The following is a 17,034-nucleotide window of genomic DNA, read 5'->3' as shown; positions in this document are numbered from 1 at the left end:
ATTATCTTCAGCGGAAATGGTCGAAACCGGAAGAGGTTTTTCGTATTTGTGGGGATTCATTTTCCTTAAGAAGTCTGATGACACCTTTTTCAGAAGTCATTCTTCCGATTCTGGTTACAGGCACACCGACTTTCAAAGTGATATTAACTAATTTTTTAACATCTTCACCGGGTATTGTAAATAGTAATTCATAGTCCTCACCTCCAGTTAAGCAAAAGGGATTGTTATCTAAGTCATTGTTTTTGCATAAAATTTTTAATTCTCTGGACTCTGGGATGGTCGTCAGATCCAAGTCAGCCCCCTTGTTGGATTGACGGCAAATATGCCCGAGATCCTGCTCAAGCCCATCGCTGATGTCGATCATTGAGGACACCCGAATTTTAGAGGCAGCCAGGCTTCTGGCAAATTCAAGCCTTGGGACCGGATCCAGATGTCTGGTTTCCAGAAATTTTCTAGCCGCCTTTGAGGCCTTGAGAGGGCTCTTTTTCTTGGAGAGAAGTTTCAGGCCGAGTGCGGAATCCCCTAGAGTTCCAGTTACCATGATCGCGTGCCCCGCTTTGGCTCCGGACCGGACGAACAAACGGTTTTTCCTGACTTCCCCAATCAAGGTGAGGGAAACCCAGAATCCTTTTGGAGAGCGGACCGTGTCTCCTCCTGCAATGCAAATATTGAATTCTTCACAAATAGAGTGAATACCTTCATAAAAACGATCTAGAAAGGCCAGGGGAAGCGATTTTGGGATTCCAAGTGATATTACGGCAGTTCGGGGAGTGCCACCCATAGCAGCAATGTCACTCAGGCTGACCGCCAGGGATTTTCTCCCCAGTAGCCGGGGAGGGTGATTGGCGAGGGTGAAATGAACATCCTCGACCAGTGCATCGGTAGTGATGATCTGATAACGGTCTTTTGAGGATTTGTATACAGCGCAGTCGTCCCCAATACCCTTGACCACCACTTTTGAGTTTCCGGGCAGATTTCCTGTCAGACGGTCTATGAGGCCAAATTCGCCGAGTTTGGAAAGGTTGGTCTTTTTTCCTCGTGTCACGTGTGTCCCGGGGTTGGGTGAAGGATCACGACCCCTGTTTGAAGAGGTCCTGAGCCATTCTATCGATATCAAACTGTTTGTCTATTTTGATCGACAATTTGTCGCCTTCTTGAAATCCATATTTTTTAAATTCATCCAGAGGAAACGTGAACTCAATTTCATCTTCTGTCTGTTCGACCCAGATTGTGACGGTTCGATACTGGTCTGCCTGATTGGGAGGGGCACTGGTCTGGGTTACTTCGCCTTCAAGAACGATCATGGAATCGGGTTCCTTTCAATGGTTATTGAGCCCCGTAATTATTGAACGTAGGGTCAAGCTGAACAACTCACCTGCATTCCAAGTTGTGCGTCAGGTGTATCAGCGGAATATTGGTCCGGGTCATTTTCAGAAAATGCTTCTCTGTCCGGATCACAAAATGGGTTCTTCAAAAGAGTAAGAAGCCGTTCAATTTCTGAATAGTCCTGCTCCATCAGAGCCGCGTCGATGGCCCGTTGGGCAAGATAATTTCTCAGAATGAATTTTGGATTGGTTTGTGTCAGTCTTTTTTTCTGCTCATCTGGATGTATATCTTCACGGTCGAGTAAACGCTCGTATTGAGCCAGCCATGTTTCCAGATCCTCCGGGCGTTGGTGGAATGCGGCACTGAGGTCTTCGATTCCTCCGCTCCTATGATACGCCAGCCTGCGAAAGAAATTGGTGTAATCTGGTTGATGCGCTGCCAATAGCCTGAACAGGTTGTTCATCAATTCTTCGAAATCAGAGTCTATGATAGTCAGCCCCAACTTCGCAGCCATCCTGCGTTGAAATTCTTTATTAAAATGTATTGAGAACCGATTCAGCTCTTCCTGCAAGTCCTCAATGGGAACCAGGTGTTGCAGTGTTTCACCCAGTTTAAACAGATTCCATCGACCGATTTCCGGTTGCTGATTAAACGCATAGCGTCCATGGGTGTCTGAAGCGTTACAAACATACCTCGGATTAAAACGGTCGATAAAGCCGAAGGGCCCGTAATCAAATGTTTCACCGAGGAGGGTCATGTTGTCGGTATTCATGACACCATGCCCAAAGCCCACCGATTGCCAACCGGCAATCATTTCGGCGGTATTCTCCGTTATCTTTCTATACATCAACCGGTATCGGTCATTTTCACGGGCAATATCCGGGAAATAATGTTCGATGACGTGATCGGCAAGACGGGTGACATGTTCCGGACGATTTGTTTTGAAAAAATATTCGAAACTTCCGAATCGTATATGGGTTCTTGCCAGCCGGGTGACGATTCCTGCAGGTTCCGGATGTTGTCTGTAAATGAGCTCTCCCGTACTCACCAGTGCCAGTGAACGCGTGGTTCGTATGCCAAGGCCATGCATCGCCTCCTGACAAAGATATTCCCGGATAGAGGAGCGGAAAGTGGCCCGCCCATCGAATCCGCGGCAAAATCGTGTTTGTCCTGAGCCCTTCAAGTAAATATCCCAGAACTCTCCTCGCTCATTCTGGACTTCACCCAGCAGCAATCCTCGGCCATCTCCCAGTTGGGGATTATAGGAACCAAACTGATGGCCCGAATAGGCCATAGCCAGAGGTGTTGCGCCAGAAAGTGCCAGGTTGCCTGAAAAATACTCGGCGAGTTTCGATTTCTCGATTTTGGACAGATCCAGGTCAATCAAGGCAGCTGCTTCGCGATTAAAGGAAACCAGGTAAGGACTATTTACCGGCACTGGTGGTTTGGCCTGGAAATAATCCTCACCCAGTTGGACAAAGCGATTTTTAAAGTTCAGTTCATTAAAAGCGTTCAAATAAATGCCTCGATAGCAAAACCACAGAAAACAAAAAATTATTCCTGCATTCTGAATTGCTTGGAGTAAAACTTGATCAAATCCTTGACAGAGAGGATACCGACAATACGGTCCTCTTCCGTTATTGCCAGGTGTCTGATTTTATTTTCCAGCATGTACCGGTTGGCTTCTTCAACAGGTAAATATCGGTCCATTGTTAAGACCGGGGTAGTCATGATATCCCTGATTTTTACATCAAGAGGATCTTTCCCGGCAGCCACAACCTTGGTACTCAAATCCCTTTCTGTAATAATTCCAATGTCGTCGCCTACGTCCTGAACAATCAGGGAACCCACATGGTTCCCTTCCATGAAGGCTGCTGCATCCTGTGCTGAATCCTCAGCCTCAATCCTTAATACAGGGGATGTCATGAATTCGCCGATTTCTTCCACGGTCCACCTCCTAAATTGTTTTTCCAAGGGGCTCCAACTGACCCCAAAAAGTGTTTCGGCAATTAACACCAAGACCATCGATAGCCGAAAGCTATAAAATTAGACCCCCTGGAATTAAAATTTCTTCAGGAACATTAATGTTCTATTGAATTTGATGACTCGAGGGGTAAGAGGGGTTCGGAGAAAGTCGGAAAGATCAAAAAAATGCCGGAAAACAGGTGTTTTCCGGCAAGCCCAGAAAAATACTTTTCTGATGGCTGGAACTCAGGAGTTTGGCAAATGTATTGTTTTTATTCGAGGTCCCGGACCAGCCAGGCGTAGAACTTTTTGGAATCGACAAAATGCCAGATGATGGCGCCGGCCTTGAAATTGATTAACCAGCCGGCTGCAGCACCCTGCTGGCAAGTCTTTTTCTGATACCTGTCTGTGATTTCAGAAATATCTTCACAGGAAGTGGTGGTCCAGTAATAGTATTCCCCGGTATCATCAAACAAGGGATGAATCCAACTGGTTTTTCCCCTCGCGTTTTGGGCCTTTTGGTTTTGGAGAAGTGAAGAGAGCTCTTTCAAGGTGGGAACTCTCCACCCTGAGACACCGGCTTCTTCTGAGTTTATAGCGTGTTCATCTGCCATTTTCAGGGAAAACTTTTTGTTGACCCCTGTTTTCATCCAGACCAGTTTGTTCACGGTATCGGTAATGGTCCCGTCTTCATTAGCCACAAATTCTGGTTCTGGCAAGGATTCGAGCTTTGCTGAGGATGTTTTTTTACATTCAAGCAGCATGGGCCCGGCACCTGGACATTTATCGAGAATGGCAAAGTGGCTTTGGGTTTTCATTAGGCTACAAATGTCTTCCTGCTTTTTACAGTCCGCTTTATCCAGATCGATGGCATAGAGAGGGTTTGTGGTGATCAACCACAAAAGAATGGTAAAAAGAACCTTGCGCATGATGGACTCCATGGGGATCGTTAATCTAATATGGGGGGTGTTAAAAATTTGCCGGCCGGTTATTTTTATGCAAACAGAACGGCAGGTCGAAAAGAATCTTGATTCCCCCCCATAAACACTCTTGAGCCGTTCTCCTTACGATCCCAAGTAGTGATTGTAATAATTGAAGAATACTACAAAATTCGTGGAGATTAAAATCGTATTTCCTGGCTGGCGGAGATGCCTGGAGAACTTGAAGGGATGGAGAAAGAAATATATGAAATCAATTATCGTGACAGGAACAGGTAGTGCTGAGTCTTTTCAAACGGTTGAAACTCCAACTCCTCTGCCTGAAGAGAAACAGGTTCTGATCGATCTGAAGGCTACAGGTTTGAACTGGTCGGAAGTAATGATCCGTAGGGGGGATTGGGCTGTCTCATTGGATGAGGGGATGGTGTTAGGGGCTGAGGGGGCAGGTATTGTTGAGGGAGTGGGAGGGAGCGTATTGTCTACGCGACCCGGCGATCGTGTCGCCGTGTTTGATATTGACTCCTATCTGCAAGCGGGACAGGGTACATACGCCAGTCATATTTTAGTTGATGAAAGCAAGGTTTTAAAAATTCCCGCTCACCTGGATTTTGCCCAGGCGGCATCCTTGCCGATGGCATTGTTGACTGCCTACGACGCGATGGTTTGTCACTCTCCATTGCCTGAAACAGGAAATATTGTGGTGACCGCTTGCACCGGTGCTGTGGGAATTGCGGCAATGCAACTGGCCAGGATGAAGGGCCTTAGAGTAGTCGGTACTACGCGGGATGAAAACAAAGTCGATCAGGTTCGGGCTTTAGGATGCGAAGTGGTTGTTGGAAAGGATCCGAAAGAAATTTGCGAAAAGGTCTCAAGCTGCCTGGGCGATGAAGGTGTGAATTATGTTTTCGATCCGGTGCAGGGACCTTTGGCAGAATCACTGCTTGAACTGATGGCGATGGATGGAACCTATGTTGTATACGGAAACCTGATGGGAAGCGGGTTTTCCCTGTCGCCGACCTTTCTTTTCCAACAAACAAGGGTCCATGGCTATGTAGTACTGAAAAATCTTGCCGACCCGGAAGCCATGCAGGAGGTCTGGTCCGAAATTTATCCTTTAATTGAGGAGAAACTCATCGAAGTGCCTGTCGCGAAAACTATTCCGTTTCCTGATGCAGGTGCAGCTCAGGCAACTATGGAAGCCCATCAGCACTTTGGAAAGATCGTGATGATTCAATAGGGTAAAAAAGAGATTAAGAGGGAAGGGCAGCGTCCAGCTGCTCAAAGGCCTCTTTTCCCTTGAGCGTAAGCAGGTATTCTGTGTTTACAATTCCATTAGCGGCAGCATCCAGATTGATATTAATCACTGGTACGCCACCCTGCTTGTATTGAAGGGCGATGTAATCGTTGGTGGGAACACCGCCCGAACTTCCAACCAGAAATACCAGGTCCACAGCCTTACGGGTAAAACGGGCGAAGTTTTCTTCCTGTTTTTCGTGGCCGACATAATCCCAATCACCGAACATAAGAATATGAGGCCGGGCAATCCCGGCGCAGTTTGGGCACCTTGGATAATTCGATGCTTCCATCCGGTCGTAATCCAAATCACATAAAGGAACCGAAGAATCATCCCAAAACTCACGGGAACAAGGAGAAAGGCATTGAAGCCTCCACATGGAACCATGTACCTCCATCACTTTGTTACGTGGAACTCCAGAAATAATGTGATACCCGTCAGTATTGGTTGTGTGGATAAAGGCATCATCAAAACGGTGGTCGATCCATTGATTGATAATTTCATAACCCGTGTGGGGTCGGTTTTCGTGGGCGTTACGGCGGCGCCATTCGTAAAAGGCCCAGGCGTGGGGAAGAACATTCTGAAAAGCCCAGGGGCTTGCCAGCTCTTGAGCCTCCAGACCTTTTTTTTTAAACGGAGGAAAGTTTTTCCAGTAACCTGCTTTGTCGCGGAATGTTGGGATTCCAGAATCGGCACTCATGCCGGCGCTGGTAAGAAACAGAACCCGTTCGGCGTTCGCAATCATGTCAGCACATTGCTCAATCACCGGACACCTCCATTCCATTCTTTAAAAAACTGCTCCAGGTAAGCTTCCATGAACTGGTGACGTTCGACTGCCATCTTGCGTCCTGAATTGGTGTTCATTCGATCTTTTAGCAGAAGTAGCTTTTCGTAAAAATGATTGATGGAGGCCCCTTTGTTTTTCTTGTAAGCTTCAAAATCTTCGTGCATGACTGGCGGTTTTTCCGGATCGTGGATCAAGCGGTTGCGATTTCCTCCGTAGGCAAATGCGCGGGCGATACCAACCGCTCCGATAGCATCCAGACGATCCGCATCCTGGACGACTTTTCCTTCCAGAGTAGCCATTGGGGTGGACACGCCGGCACCTTTATACGAAATGTTCTCCACGATGTTGCAAACATGATCCACCTCGTGAGATTTCATTTCCTTTTCGAGCAGAGCCCTGATTTTTTTCATCCCAGCTTCTTCGCCGTCTTCAGAAAGTTTCCAGTCGGCAACATCATGAAGAAGAGCAGCAATCTCGACAATAGTCCGGTCGGCACCTTCGCTTTCAGCGAGCGAAATAGAAGTGTTCCAGACGCGGTGGACATGCCACCAGTCATGCCCGGAACTATCTTCCGCGAAATGGCTTTTGGCAAAATCACGGGCTTTTTCGATTGCCGGTTGTGTCATGAAAAGCAGGGGTTAGCGGGGGCGGTGCAAGCCGCACTCTTTGTGTTCAGGGTTTTCCCACCACCATCTCCCCGCACGAATGTCTTCTCCTGGCTGAATGGGGCGGGTACAGGGTGAGCAGCCTATGCTGGGAAAATCACGTTGGTGAAGCGGGTTGATGGGGACCTTGTACTCTTCAATATAGTCCTTCACTTCCTGTTCGGTCCAATCTGCAAGGGGATTTATTTTTACCAGGCCGGGATGTGCTTCATCCGGGTGTATTTTCTCAATCTGGGTTCGGGTGACATTTTGTTCACGTCTCATGCCCGTTACCCACGCCTTTAAATTTTGTAAGGCTCGTCCAAGCGGCTCTACCTTTCTTATTCGGCAGCATTCCTTGCGGTTGTCCACATTTTCTCTGAAGGAGTAAAAACCCTTTTCTCGAACAAGAGCCTCGGTAGCTTCGCGGTCTGGGAAATAGGTGATGATTTCAAGCCCGTATCGGGATCGAACCTTTTCCATGGTTTCGTAAGTTTCCTCGTGTAGCCGACCGGTGTCCAGGGTAAAGACCATGATAGGGTTTTCAAGTTTGGAGACCATATCGATCAATACCATATCCTCCAGACCAAAGCTGGAGGCCAGACCGACTTCTTTTCCGAACTCCCTAGAAGCTGTATTCAGAATTTCCTGTGCCGTTTTTTTCTCAATTTCAGAATATTCCATTTTTTTCCGTTTATTTTCAAAAAAATGCTTGAAAGGGTTGAACTTATGTTCTCGAAACCGCGTAAATACCATATTTAACAAGGTTTTTCCATCTATTACAAGAGCCTTTTTACCTTGACAAGATTCAACATTTTATTTAAATAGAATGGCCTTTGGATAACTACTTAGGGTTGAACAGGAACTTCCTAAAAAGGGTAAAATCAAGTTAACTTATTGGTTTTGTTCGTTTTAGTGATAATAAGCTGCACAGTGACACCTCTCAGTGGGTCGTTTTTAAAGGCTAAATCAGGTTATCAGGTCCTGTCATTTGAAACGGCAGGTTCTGTCGCTCCGAAGCTCAGATTAAGGTAATATTCAATTAATTTTGCCAAATTCAAGGCAATGTCAGTTTGGTATTCAACCTTAATTCGGAAATAAGGCAATAAAGCAGTGAAAGGTTTTATCACCATTACTTGTTGCTGAAACCGAGCTTACCGCATGCCATTTTCAGGATGTTAAAGGGGCTATGAGGATTTTTCTTCGTTACATTTCAGTTTCTTTTCTGGCCGCAGGTTTCCTGCTTTTCGGGATTTCGGCCAGAGCGGATTCCAGCCAGGGATTAAATGGGCTGGCAGACCTGTTGAAACTTGAAGCGGGAATGGTGGCTTTGGCCGAAAGGACATTGCCCGCTGTCGTTAACATTTCTCCATATGTTCCTCCCTCACCTTCGATTGGTAGAAAAGGGGAATTGAAGCAGCGGGCAACCAATGCCGGTGCAGGAGTGATCATTGACGGAGCCGAAGGCTATGTAGTCACCAACAGCCATGTAGTTCGCAAGGCAGAAAAAGTTACGATAACGCTTTACGGGGGTAAAGAGTTAGTCGGCAACACTCTGGGATACGACGAGGATACGGACCTTGCAGTAATCAAGGTGGAAAAAGAAGGAGACCTTCCTGAAGTTCAGCTTGGAGACTCTTCAAAACTTCGTGTAGGCCAGTTTGCCATAGCAATCGGAAACCCATACGGGCTGAACGATACATTCACGTTTGGAATCATCAGTGGTCTTAACCGGGAAAACGTCAACATCTCGCAATACGAAGACTTTATTCAGACCGATGCTTCTATTAACCCAGGCAACAGCGGTGGGCCGCTATTTAATATTCAAGGAGAAGTAATCGGGATTAATACAGCGATCATTAATTATGCTCAGGGAATCGGTTTTTCCATTCCATCCAATACGGTTAAGTTTGTAACAGGGCAACTTATAGAAAATGGTGAGGTGAGACGGGGATGGATGGGTGTTGGGATCGATTTTATTACCGACGAGCTCAAACGAAAGTCAAAATACAAAAAAGTAAAAGGGGTTGTCGTCAATTCAGTTTTTGACGGTCAACCTGCCGCGAAAGCGGGAATCAAAGTTGGAGACATTATTCTGAAAATTGGCGGATCAAGGGTGGATTCACCCAGTAAAATGATTCGCTTGATTGGGAGCATCACTCCCGGTCAAACAGTTAATGTCGATATATTAAGGGACGGGAAAGTGAAAACGATGACCGTTCTTTTGGCCAAGCGGTTCGAGGATCCGGTTCAAATTGCAAAACTGGAACCGGAAAGACCTCGGCCCTTGGGTTTCACGGTGGAAGGATTGGACGAAGACACCAGAAAATCGTTTAATCTTGCAGAAATTAATGGGGTGGTTGTGACTACAGTGCAACCCAATGGAGCCGCCCAAAAGGGAGGCTTGCAAAGGGGAGATGTGATCACTGCGGTCAATGGACGGAAAATCCTTAAAACAGAGGATTTTAATTCTATTTTGGAATCAAAACCTGACAGCCAACCTTTGTTTCTTCTCATTGTGAGGATGAAAGAAACAATAAGATTAACTTTGCAGAGTACCGTGGGATCCTTGTCTCCAAGTGGTCCGGCCAACCCGTAAGGAGACCTTGTTTTAAAAATTGCATTAGCCTAAAAATCCCAGGAGGTTCAAAAATGGCTGAAAGCAGAAAAGTTTTATCGCAGGCATTTGCAGCAAGCCTGCTATTTCTCGGTGTGAGTGCCGGGACCGCCATGGCCTTTGCGCCAGGCACAGGTCCCGAAAGCGGACACCACCACAACTCTGCGGTGGATCGTCCTGCCTGGTTGGAGAAGCTTGAAAACCAGGTGAAGTACGAAGAAATGATGGAAGGTAAAGAAGGCGATCAGGAACGTCTTGACAAGACATTTATGTCTTTGATGGATCGCCTCAAAGGAAAAATGAAAGAACACGCCTCACCAGCATCTGCTGGCGGTGGTTTCCATGATTCCTGGACCTCTCACCAGTTGCAGAATGGTTTCCTGTTGGGGCCAACGGCTGAAGCAGCAGCCAAGGTCGAACAGGGAGGCCATTGCCCTGCCGGTGTAGAAACAAAGTCATACGACATCACTGCGATCAATGTGGAAATCACATTGAACCAGTGGGGTGACTACTATCCAGGCTATATGTTTGTCCTCACAGAAGATATTCCTCGGGTGCGCGCTGAAGAAGAAAGAAATGCTGCGGCTCGTGAAGATGCCTTGGACCCTGGTGCTGTTTCCACAGGTCTTCAGGGTGATGCAATTCAGCCTCTTGCCATTCGTGGTAATCAGGGTGACTGCATTCGCTTTAAAGTCACCAATCAAGTTGAAGATGAATCGGTGGGTTTTCAGGTCAATGGTTCTGCCATGATCATCAGTGACTCCGGGCTTCCGGACACTGCGGCTACACCCGGCGCGATCATCCCTGCCGGTGAGACCCAGAACTTTGAATGGTACATTCCAATTGATGAACAGGAAGGCGGCCATCTGATTATGAGCCATGCCGGTCGAGATCCATCCTCACTGGGTCTCATTGGTGCGTTCATGGTTGAGCCCCGCGGTTCAAAATATCTCGACCCGTTTACCGGTGGTGAACTGAAAAATGGTTGGGAAGCTATGATCGTTCACGATGATGCAAAGGATTTCAGGGAATTTGTCTTGTTCTATCATGAAGTGGGTGATGAATCTTTTCGTCCCCTCAATCGTCATGGAGAGATGATTCCACAGCGTGACCCGCAGACCGACTCCTATCGTCCATCTGCCCGGGCGCTAAATTACCGCTCTGAACCTTTTGGTATTAATAACCTGGCGACTCAGGAAAAAATATTTCACTTTGAAGATGAGTCATTGGGGTACAGCTCCTATACCTTTGCGGATGCTCCAACGACCATTCCACGGTCTTACCTTGGTGACCCTGCGAAATTTCGCCTGATCCATGGTGGTGGTGAAGTGTTCCATTCTCATCATCCACATGGCGGTACGATTCGTTGGACCCGTTCTCCAAAGCGAGAGCCAGGCATCGAAAACCTGTTGACTGCGGCTTACGATGGTCCTGTTAAATACCCTGTTGTTCGCACCACTACTGACCGTGTAGACGTTCAGGTTATTGGCCCAGCCGAAGCGATTGACCTGGAAACCGAATGCGGTTCCGGTCTTTGTCAGAAGCTGGCAGGTGACTTCCTGTTCCATTGTCACGTAGCGCATCACTATGTTGCGGGCATGTGGGGTTACTGGCGCGTATACAACACCCTGCAGGATGGAAACTATCCATTTGGCAGCACAGATGTGATGCGTCCGTTGCTTGAACTGCCAGACCGTAAAGGGTATATCCCCAAGGGTGTGCATTCGACCGATCTGGTTGGCAAGAAGATGAACTGGTACGGTAAACGCTTTCAGGTTACGGGCGATGGTGCCAGCGACTGGACCAAGGAAGTACCGGTTGTGAATATTCACGACTGGGTCAAGTATATGCTGCCTCCGGCGGGTCTTCCGGGACATTCGGATGACGAAGTTGAGCAGATCAAGTCTTACGATGGTACGGTTATCGACTGGACTTGGGATGCCAAGGACAAAAACCTTGCTTTGTCCGAACGTGAGTCAACCATTAAAAACCCGAAGTACAAATCTCCGCATCCCTGGAAGCGGCATCCGTTGCAGTTCCATCCAGTCAACGGAAAACTGGCCTGGCCTCACCTGACGCCGCACTTTGGTAAACGCGTTCCGTTTGCACGGCATCACGGTGGAGCACCCTGGCTTGAACCTTTCCACCTTAAACCTGATCCGGACATCATCACCAAGACAGAATCCGGTAGTGGTCGTTCAGGTCCTAACATAGAAAGTAGCGCGCCCGCTAAACCGGGTGAGCATGGCCGATGGAGTCTTTGTCCTCCTGGTGCAGGTCGTAAGCAGTACAACCTGCATTTCATCAACACTCCGATCGAGCTTTCCGGAGCGTATGGTGAGACCAAGCCAATTATTGATAAGTACGGCTTGATCTATGTCATCGATGAAGACATGGCTGAAGTAAAAGCTGATCCGAAGAAAGCGATTCCACTGGTAATTCGTGCCAACGTTTATGACTGCGTTGACGTGTTGCTTTCCAGTGAATGGGATGATGATGACTTCACAAACTTCCAGATGTCGAAGGTCAACATCCATCCGCATTTCTTTCAGTTTGATAACCAGTCTTCGGATGGCGTTATCACGGGCTTTTCTTATGATCAGTCCATGCGTTCATACAAGCAGTTTACCAAGAAGCAAAAGGATGGCCATCACGTTGGCATGCCGGTACCGATGAACGCCAAGGTTCTGGAAGACACCAAACCTGGCGACAAAACGGTAAAGGTTGAGCTGGCGCACCATGCCACCATGTTCCATGAAGGTGCTGACATTATCGTGGGTATTGAAGTTCCCAACGGTAAGGATGCACGGTGGATCGAAAAGATTGAGCCTGCACCTAACACAGCGAAAGATCATAAATACACGATCACATTTACCGAAGGCATGACGCATCCGCATAAAGCGGGTCAGATTGTTACGGCTGAATTTGTTCGTTATCGCTGGTGGGTGGACGCTGATCTCGGATTGGTGTTCTGGCACGATCACGCTTTTGGTGCCACGACCTGGCCGCACGGCGGTATCGGATCCACGATCGTAGAGCCCTGGGGCTCGACTTATCATGATCCGAAAACTGGAGAGTTGATCCGCAGTGGTCCTGTTGCTGACATTCACGGAACAGAGCCGATCGCCTATGGGCGGAACGGAAGTTTCCGTGAACTGGTTGTTCAGCTCCATGACACAGTTCCTCATACTGCACAGGTTGTAACGGAAGGGAATCCTCCTGGCATGTCGCGTGAAAATGCAATTGCGGCGGGTCAGTCAATTTCCTTCCAGATGCCAACCGACATGCTGAATGTGGCGTTCCCCTATCTCAACGGTGGAACTCATACCACAGGGGGTGGATTGAACTTTCGCGCGGCGTCTCTTGCGTCTCGCTTGAAAGCTAATCCTGATCCATCTGTATTGTTCAGCAGTAAGGCACACCGCGATCCTGATACTCCGATGCTTCGGGCGTATCTGGGTGACAACGTGGTGTTCCGTCTGTTGCACGGCATGCAGAATGAAACCCACACGTTTGTTGTTTCCGGTCATGGTTATCGCCCTGAACGGTATGACATTGATTCTCGTGTGACCAATACTATTCACATTGGTATTGCTGAGCGTTATGACCTGGCCACCACGGCAGGAGGCTACCAGCAGATGCCTGGTGATTATCTTATCTATAACGGTCGGTCCTCCCATCTATCAGAAGGGTCTTGGACGATCTTCCGGGTTTTTGATAAACCACAAAAAGACCTGAAACCCCTCGAAGGGACCCGCGGAATTCTCCCGGCTAAAAAATCGCCGTGCGAAAAGGGTGCACCTTTGAAAGAGTTCAGTGTGGTTGCTATCGACAAGGCGCTTAAGTTCAACCCGAACACGGAAGACGTGATCGAAGTTGACTTTGAGCGTAAGCTGATTTTGGCTAACCCTGAAGGTAAGATTTTCGCACTTGAAAACGAAGTGGCGAAAGTAGCGGCTGGTGAAGTTCATCCTCATCCGCTGACACTTCACGTCAATATCGGTGATTGTGTGAAAATCAAACTGACCAATCGCATGAAAAAAGGAAATGCTTCTTTTCATGTAACCAACATGGCGTTTGATCCCAAGGACAGCCAGGGCATCAACGTCGGGAATAACCCAGGCGACCAGACGGTTGCACCGGGTAAGTCCAAAACCTATACCTTGTATGCGCATCCAGGTTTTAAAGTAAATGGTGCCTTGGTCTGGGATTTTGGCGACCTGACGAAGAATGTTCGCAATGGTTTGTTCGGCGGTATCATCATTGGCCCACGGGGCTCTGTCTATCGTGATCCGGAAACGGGTAAAGATATTTCGATGGGCAATTCCTGGAAAGCCGACGTTATCGTTGACAAGTCCTATCCTGAAAACCAGGAATACGAAAATTATCGTAGTTTTGCCCTGTACTTCCAGGACGAGGACAACATCCTTGGAACGTCCTTCATGCCTTACCTGCAGAACGTTGCAGGTCTGACAGGCGTGAATTACCGGCTGGAGCCGTGGGTGTACCGCGAAGACGAAGGTTGTGAACTGGGTAACATCTTCACACCTTGTGTTGCAGCGGACAGCATGCCGGCTACGCCAACCTTGAAAGCTCATGCTGGAGACCAGGTGATGATCACCTTTTTTGGTGTCCACAATGAGCAGAATCAGATGTTCAACCTGGACGGACATCAATGGCGGCGTCATATGGATCAAGAAGGATCTGATATGATTGACGTTCATCAGTTTGGTGCAGGTGAATCCCTTGTTGCTCACCTGAGGACAGGAGCCGGCGGAACCTATAATGTTCCCGGAACCTACCTCTGGTTGAACGCCCGCACGCCTTACCAGCAGGCAGGGCAGTGGGGGTATTTCAAGGTTCTGCCGAAGGGCGATAGGTCCATTCTGCCTCTGGGCGGCGCGACTCCTTCTGGAAAGTCCGCTCAGGCTGAACCACAAGATGACCGGTTATCAATGAAGTAAGTTATTGATTGATAATAGGTTATATATAAAGGGGGGGCTCCGGTCTTTTGGCCGGGGCCCTTTTCTTTACACCGGTATCCAGTTCTGTTATTATAGGCCGCCCTTGCATTTTAACTCGCGTTTCTATCTCAAGAAATTGAGGTTTAGTTGTCCTTTGTTTTTTTAATCACTAGGAGGAAAAAAGGAATGAGAAAGTTTACTGCAATTTGTATGGTTGCGGCACTGGCCCTTTTTATGGGCGCTACCGACAGCTTGGCTAAAAAGAAAAAGTATAAAGCTGGAACGGTAAGTGGTGGTGGCAGCATCAGTGGTGTTGTAACCTTGAAAGGTGACCCACCTCCACCCATTATGGAAGATCTGAACAAAGGTAAAAATGTTGAGTTCTGCGCTACACATCCTGATACTAAAGAAGGCGGAATTCGTCCGCGTACTAAAGTCACCGCGGAAGGTGGCAAGCTACAGGGTGCTGTTGTCTTTATTGAAGACATCAAAGAAGGTAAAGCCTGGGAATACAAGGGCCAGAATTTTGATTTCAAAACCTGCGATATTTTCCCGAAAATTGCTGTAGTTCGCAAAACTGAAAAGAAAGAAATGGCAAAGGATTTCGTGAACGTTTCTATCACCAACCAGGATCCTGACATCCTGCACAACCCACATGGTTATGCAGTGAAAGGTGCAAACCGCAAGACCCTGTTCAACAAGCCTCTGCCAAGCAAAGGCGATGTTGCTAACGTAACGAAGAATCTGAAACGTCTCAAAGACGATCATTTCTTCCTGCAGTGCGACCAGCACAACTTCATGGAAGCGGATGCACGTGTTGTCTGGAATCCTTATTACATGGTGACCGGTGCTGACGGTGCATTCAAACTGACCAATGTTCCTGCAGGTAAGTATAAAGTAACGGCATGGCATCCATATGTTGGCGAAGTGACTTCTGAAGTGACTGTTGCCGGCGGCGCAGATGCAGCTCAGAATTTCGAGCTCGCTGCCAAGTAAATCGTTTTTTCAAAACGGCACTGGGACTTCGGTTCCGGTGCCGTTTTTTTTTTTGCTTTTTACTTCGACCGATGATTCCATTAATCTTTTAATGAATCCATTGCCATTTTAGGTTATGATTTGCCCAAAATAAAAACTAAGCATGATCAATGATAAATTTAGAAAAACTCAGGGTTATACTTAAAATACTTTTTATTTCAGTCCTTTGTTTCGCCAGTGTTCCCGTAGCATTTGTTTTCGCTGGTGGTCATGAAAGTGCTGAAGATGTTGAGTTTTCTGAATTGGCCATGGCGGGTGAGCCTTTGTACCTTCATTATTGTGCCCATTGCCACGGTGTTAGTGGGGAGGGTGATGGTTTCAACGCAGAGAACCTTGAAAAAGATCCTGCAGAGCTCTCCGATAATTCATTTGTCTCTAAACGTTCCAACAAAAAGTTATTCAAAGTCATTTCCAAAGGGGGGCGTGCAGCCAAAAGATCTTACCTGATGCCAAATTTTGGCCGAACCCTTTCCGAAAAAGAGATCTGGTCTCTTGTAGCCTATATCCGATTGCTTGCAGAGGACAAACAGCACCCCGTTTCTCTTCCCCCAGACACCAAAGTTAATCGTCCGAAAATTCCCCCGGAAACGGGCGAGTCCCTGAGAAGTTTTATCAAATGGTATAAAAATGAGGGATCATCAAGTGCATTAGTCAAAGATGGTGAAAGTCTGTTTCGGGACAAGTTGGCTTGTATAGCCTGTCATAGTATTGCTGATGAGGGGGGAAGAGTTGGCCCTGAGCTAACCCGGGCGCATTACCTATATAAGCCGGAATGGTTGTATGTCTGGATAAAAAACCCGCAGCATGCGAAACCCAAAACGCGTATGCCAAACCTGGGAGTTAGTGAAAAACAGGCGAGGGCTCTTGTTGCTTTCCTCCAGAATTTAAAGGGAATAGAAGAAGAGGAGGAAGGTGAGGATGATGAAGAGGAAGAAGACGACGAAGAAGAGGAAAGTGAAAGGGAAACCGTGCAGGAGGTGAAACAAATTGTCCTCGATGAATGGAAGCCATTTCTGGAAGCCGAGGGCGATGCGGTGGCGGGCAAGGCCCTGTTTTTTGATATGGAAGGAACAGCTAACTGTGCCAAATGCCATACGGTAAAGGGTGAAGGTGGGAAAGTGGGGCCAGACCTCAGTCTGGTTGGCACCAGCCGTACCAAAGAGTTTCTACTTGAATCAATTTTAAATCCTAAAGCGGTAATTACTGTAGGGTATGCTTCAGTACTGATTTTGACCAAAGAAGGAAAGTTTTTGACTGGTATCAAGGTCAATGAAGATGATCAGTCTTTGGATATTATTGACAAGGAAGGAAAACCGCTGCATGTTGAAAAATCTCTGATCAAGAAATTCAAGATGCAAAAAATTTCCATTATGCCCGGTAACTTTAAAGATATTTTATCGAAGGAAGAGATCCAGAATTTGCTAGCTTACCTGACCAGTCTCACCCTGCCGCAGCTTCAGTAGC

12 protein-coding genes and 1 pseudogene are annotated in these 17,034 nt (G+C 47.4%); 5 read left to right on the top strand and 8 right to left on the bottom strand.

Annotated features, from left to right (window positions below; translation table 11 throughout):
• Nucleotides 1-7: 7 nt before the first annotated feature.
• The 5 genes from thiL to G3M70_17115 form a co-directional block, all read right to left on the bottom strand.
• Entirely contained in the window at nucleotides 8-1,045 is a 1,038-nt protein-coding gene (gene thiL, locus G3M70_17135; GenBank protein ID QPJ63504.1) for a thiamine-phosphate kinase, read from the bottom strand.
• A 25-nt stretch (nucleotides 1,046-1,070) separates the two neighbouring features.
• Nucleotides 1,071-1,301 carry a hypothetical protein gene (locus G3M70_17130; GenBank protein ID QPJ63862.1) on the bottom strand — a complete coding sequence of 77 codons (231 nt, stop codon included), beginning with the start codon at nucleotides 1,299-1,301 and terminating at the stop codon, nucleotides 1,071-1,073.
• 56 nt (nucleotides 1,302-1,357) lie between these two features.
• Entirely contained in the window at nucleotides 1,358-2,842 is a 1,485-nt protein-coding gene (locus G3M70_17125) for a YdiU family protein (protein ID QPJ63503.1), read from the bottom strand.
• A 38-nt stretch (nucleotides 2,843-2,880) separates the two neighbouring features.
• Nucleotides 2,881-3,273, bottom strand: a complete 393-nt coding sequence (locus G3M70_17120; GenBank protein ID QPJ63502.1) for a CBS domain-containing protein — start codon at nucleotides 3,271-3,273, stop codon at nucleotides 2,881-2,883.
• Between the two features lie 290 nt (nucleotides 3,274-3,563).
• The gene (locus G3M70_17115; protein ID QPJ63501.1) at nucleotides 3,564-4,220 is read right to left on the bottom strand and encodes a DUF1566 domain-containing protein; all 657 of its coding nucleotides are present in this window, start codon (nucleotides 4,218-4,220) and stop codon (nucleotides 3,564-3,566) included.
• A gap of 256 nt (nucleotides 4,221-4,476) precedes the next feature.
• Between G3M70_17115 and G3M70_17110 the strand changes: the two genes are divergently transcribed.
• Entirely contained in the window at nucleotides 4,477-5,466 is a 990-nt protein-coding gene (locus G3M70_17110; GenBank protein ID QPJ63500.1) for a zinc-binding alcohol dehydrogenase family protein, read from the top strand.
• 13 nt (nucleotides 5,467-5,479) lie between these two features.
• Here the strand turns inward: G3M70_17110 and G3M70_17105 are convergent, their stop codons facing one another.
• From G3M70_17105 to G3M70_17095, 3 genes are read right to left on the bottom strand one after another with little or no spacing between them, the layout of a single operon-like run.
• On the bottom strand, nucleotides 5,480-6,307 hold the full coding sequence (locus G3M70_17105; GenBank protein ID QPJ63499.1) for an iron dicitrate transport regulator FecR: 828 nt from the start codon (nucleotides 6,305-6,307) through the stop codon (nucleotides 5,480-5,482).
• Complete coding sequence (locus G3M70_17100; protein QPJ63498.1) at nucleotides 6,286-6,936, bottom strand: HD domain-containing protein; 651 nt, start codon at nucleotides 6,934-6,936, stop codon at nucleotides 6,286-6,288. Before G3M70_17100 ends, G3M70_17105 begins: the two co-directional genes overlap by 22 nt.
• A gap of 12 nt (nucleotides 6,937-6,948) precedes the next feature.
• Nucleotides 6,949-7,638, bottom strand: coding sequence for a phosphoadenylyl-sulfate reductase (locus G3M70_17095; protein QPJ63497.1), 690 nt, complete (start codon nucleotides 7,636-7,638; stop codon nucleotides 6,949-6,951).
• A gap of 505 nt (nucleotides 7,639-8,143) precedes the next feature.
• On the opposite strand from G3M70_17095, the gene G3M70_17090 reads away from it, so the two are divergent.
• The 4 genes and pseudogenes from G3M70_17090 to G3M70_17075 all read left to right on the top strand — a co-directional run bounded on the left by G3M70_17090 (nucleotide 8,144) and on the right by G3M70_17075 (nucleotide 17,033).
• The gene (locus G3M70_17090; protein ID QPJ63496.1) at nucleotides 8,144-9,553 is read left to right on the top strand and encodes a PDZ domain-containing protein; all 1,410 of its coding nucleotides are present in this window, start codon (nucleotides 8,144-8,146) and stop codon (nucleotides 9,551-9,553) included.
• 182 nt (nucleotides 9,554-9,735) lie between these two features.
• Nucleotides 9,736-14,535 (top strand): annotated as a pseudogene (locus tag G3M70_17085) (hypothetical protein).
• A 186-nt stretch (nucleotides 14,536-14,721) separates the two neighbouring features.
• Nucleotides 14,722-15,531 (top strand): carboxypeptidase regulatory-like domain-containing protein, encoded by an 810-nt coding sequence (locus G3M70_17080; GenBank protein QPJ63495.1) that lies wholly within the window; start codon nucleotides 14,722-14,724, stop codon nucleotides 15,529-15,531.
• A gap of 149 nt (nucleotides 15,532-15,680) precedes the next feature.
• Nucleotides 15,681-17,033, top strand: coding sequence for a c-type cytochrome (locus G3M70_17075; GenBank protein QPJ63494.1), 1,353 nt, complete (start codon nucleotides 15,681-15,683; stop codon nucleotides 17,031-17,033).
• The last annotated feature ends 1 nt before the right edge of the window (nucleotide 17,034 follow it).

The organism is Candidatus Nitronauta litoralis, assembly GCA_015698285.1.
Lineage (GTDB): Bacteria > Nitrospinota > Nitrospinia > Nitrospinales > Nitrospinaceae > Nitronauta > Nitronauta litoralis.
This window is presented reverse-complemented; position numbering and strand designations above follow the sequence as displayed.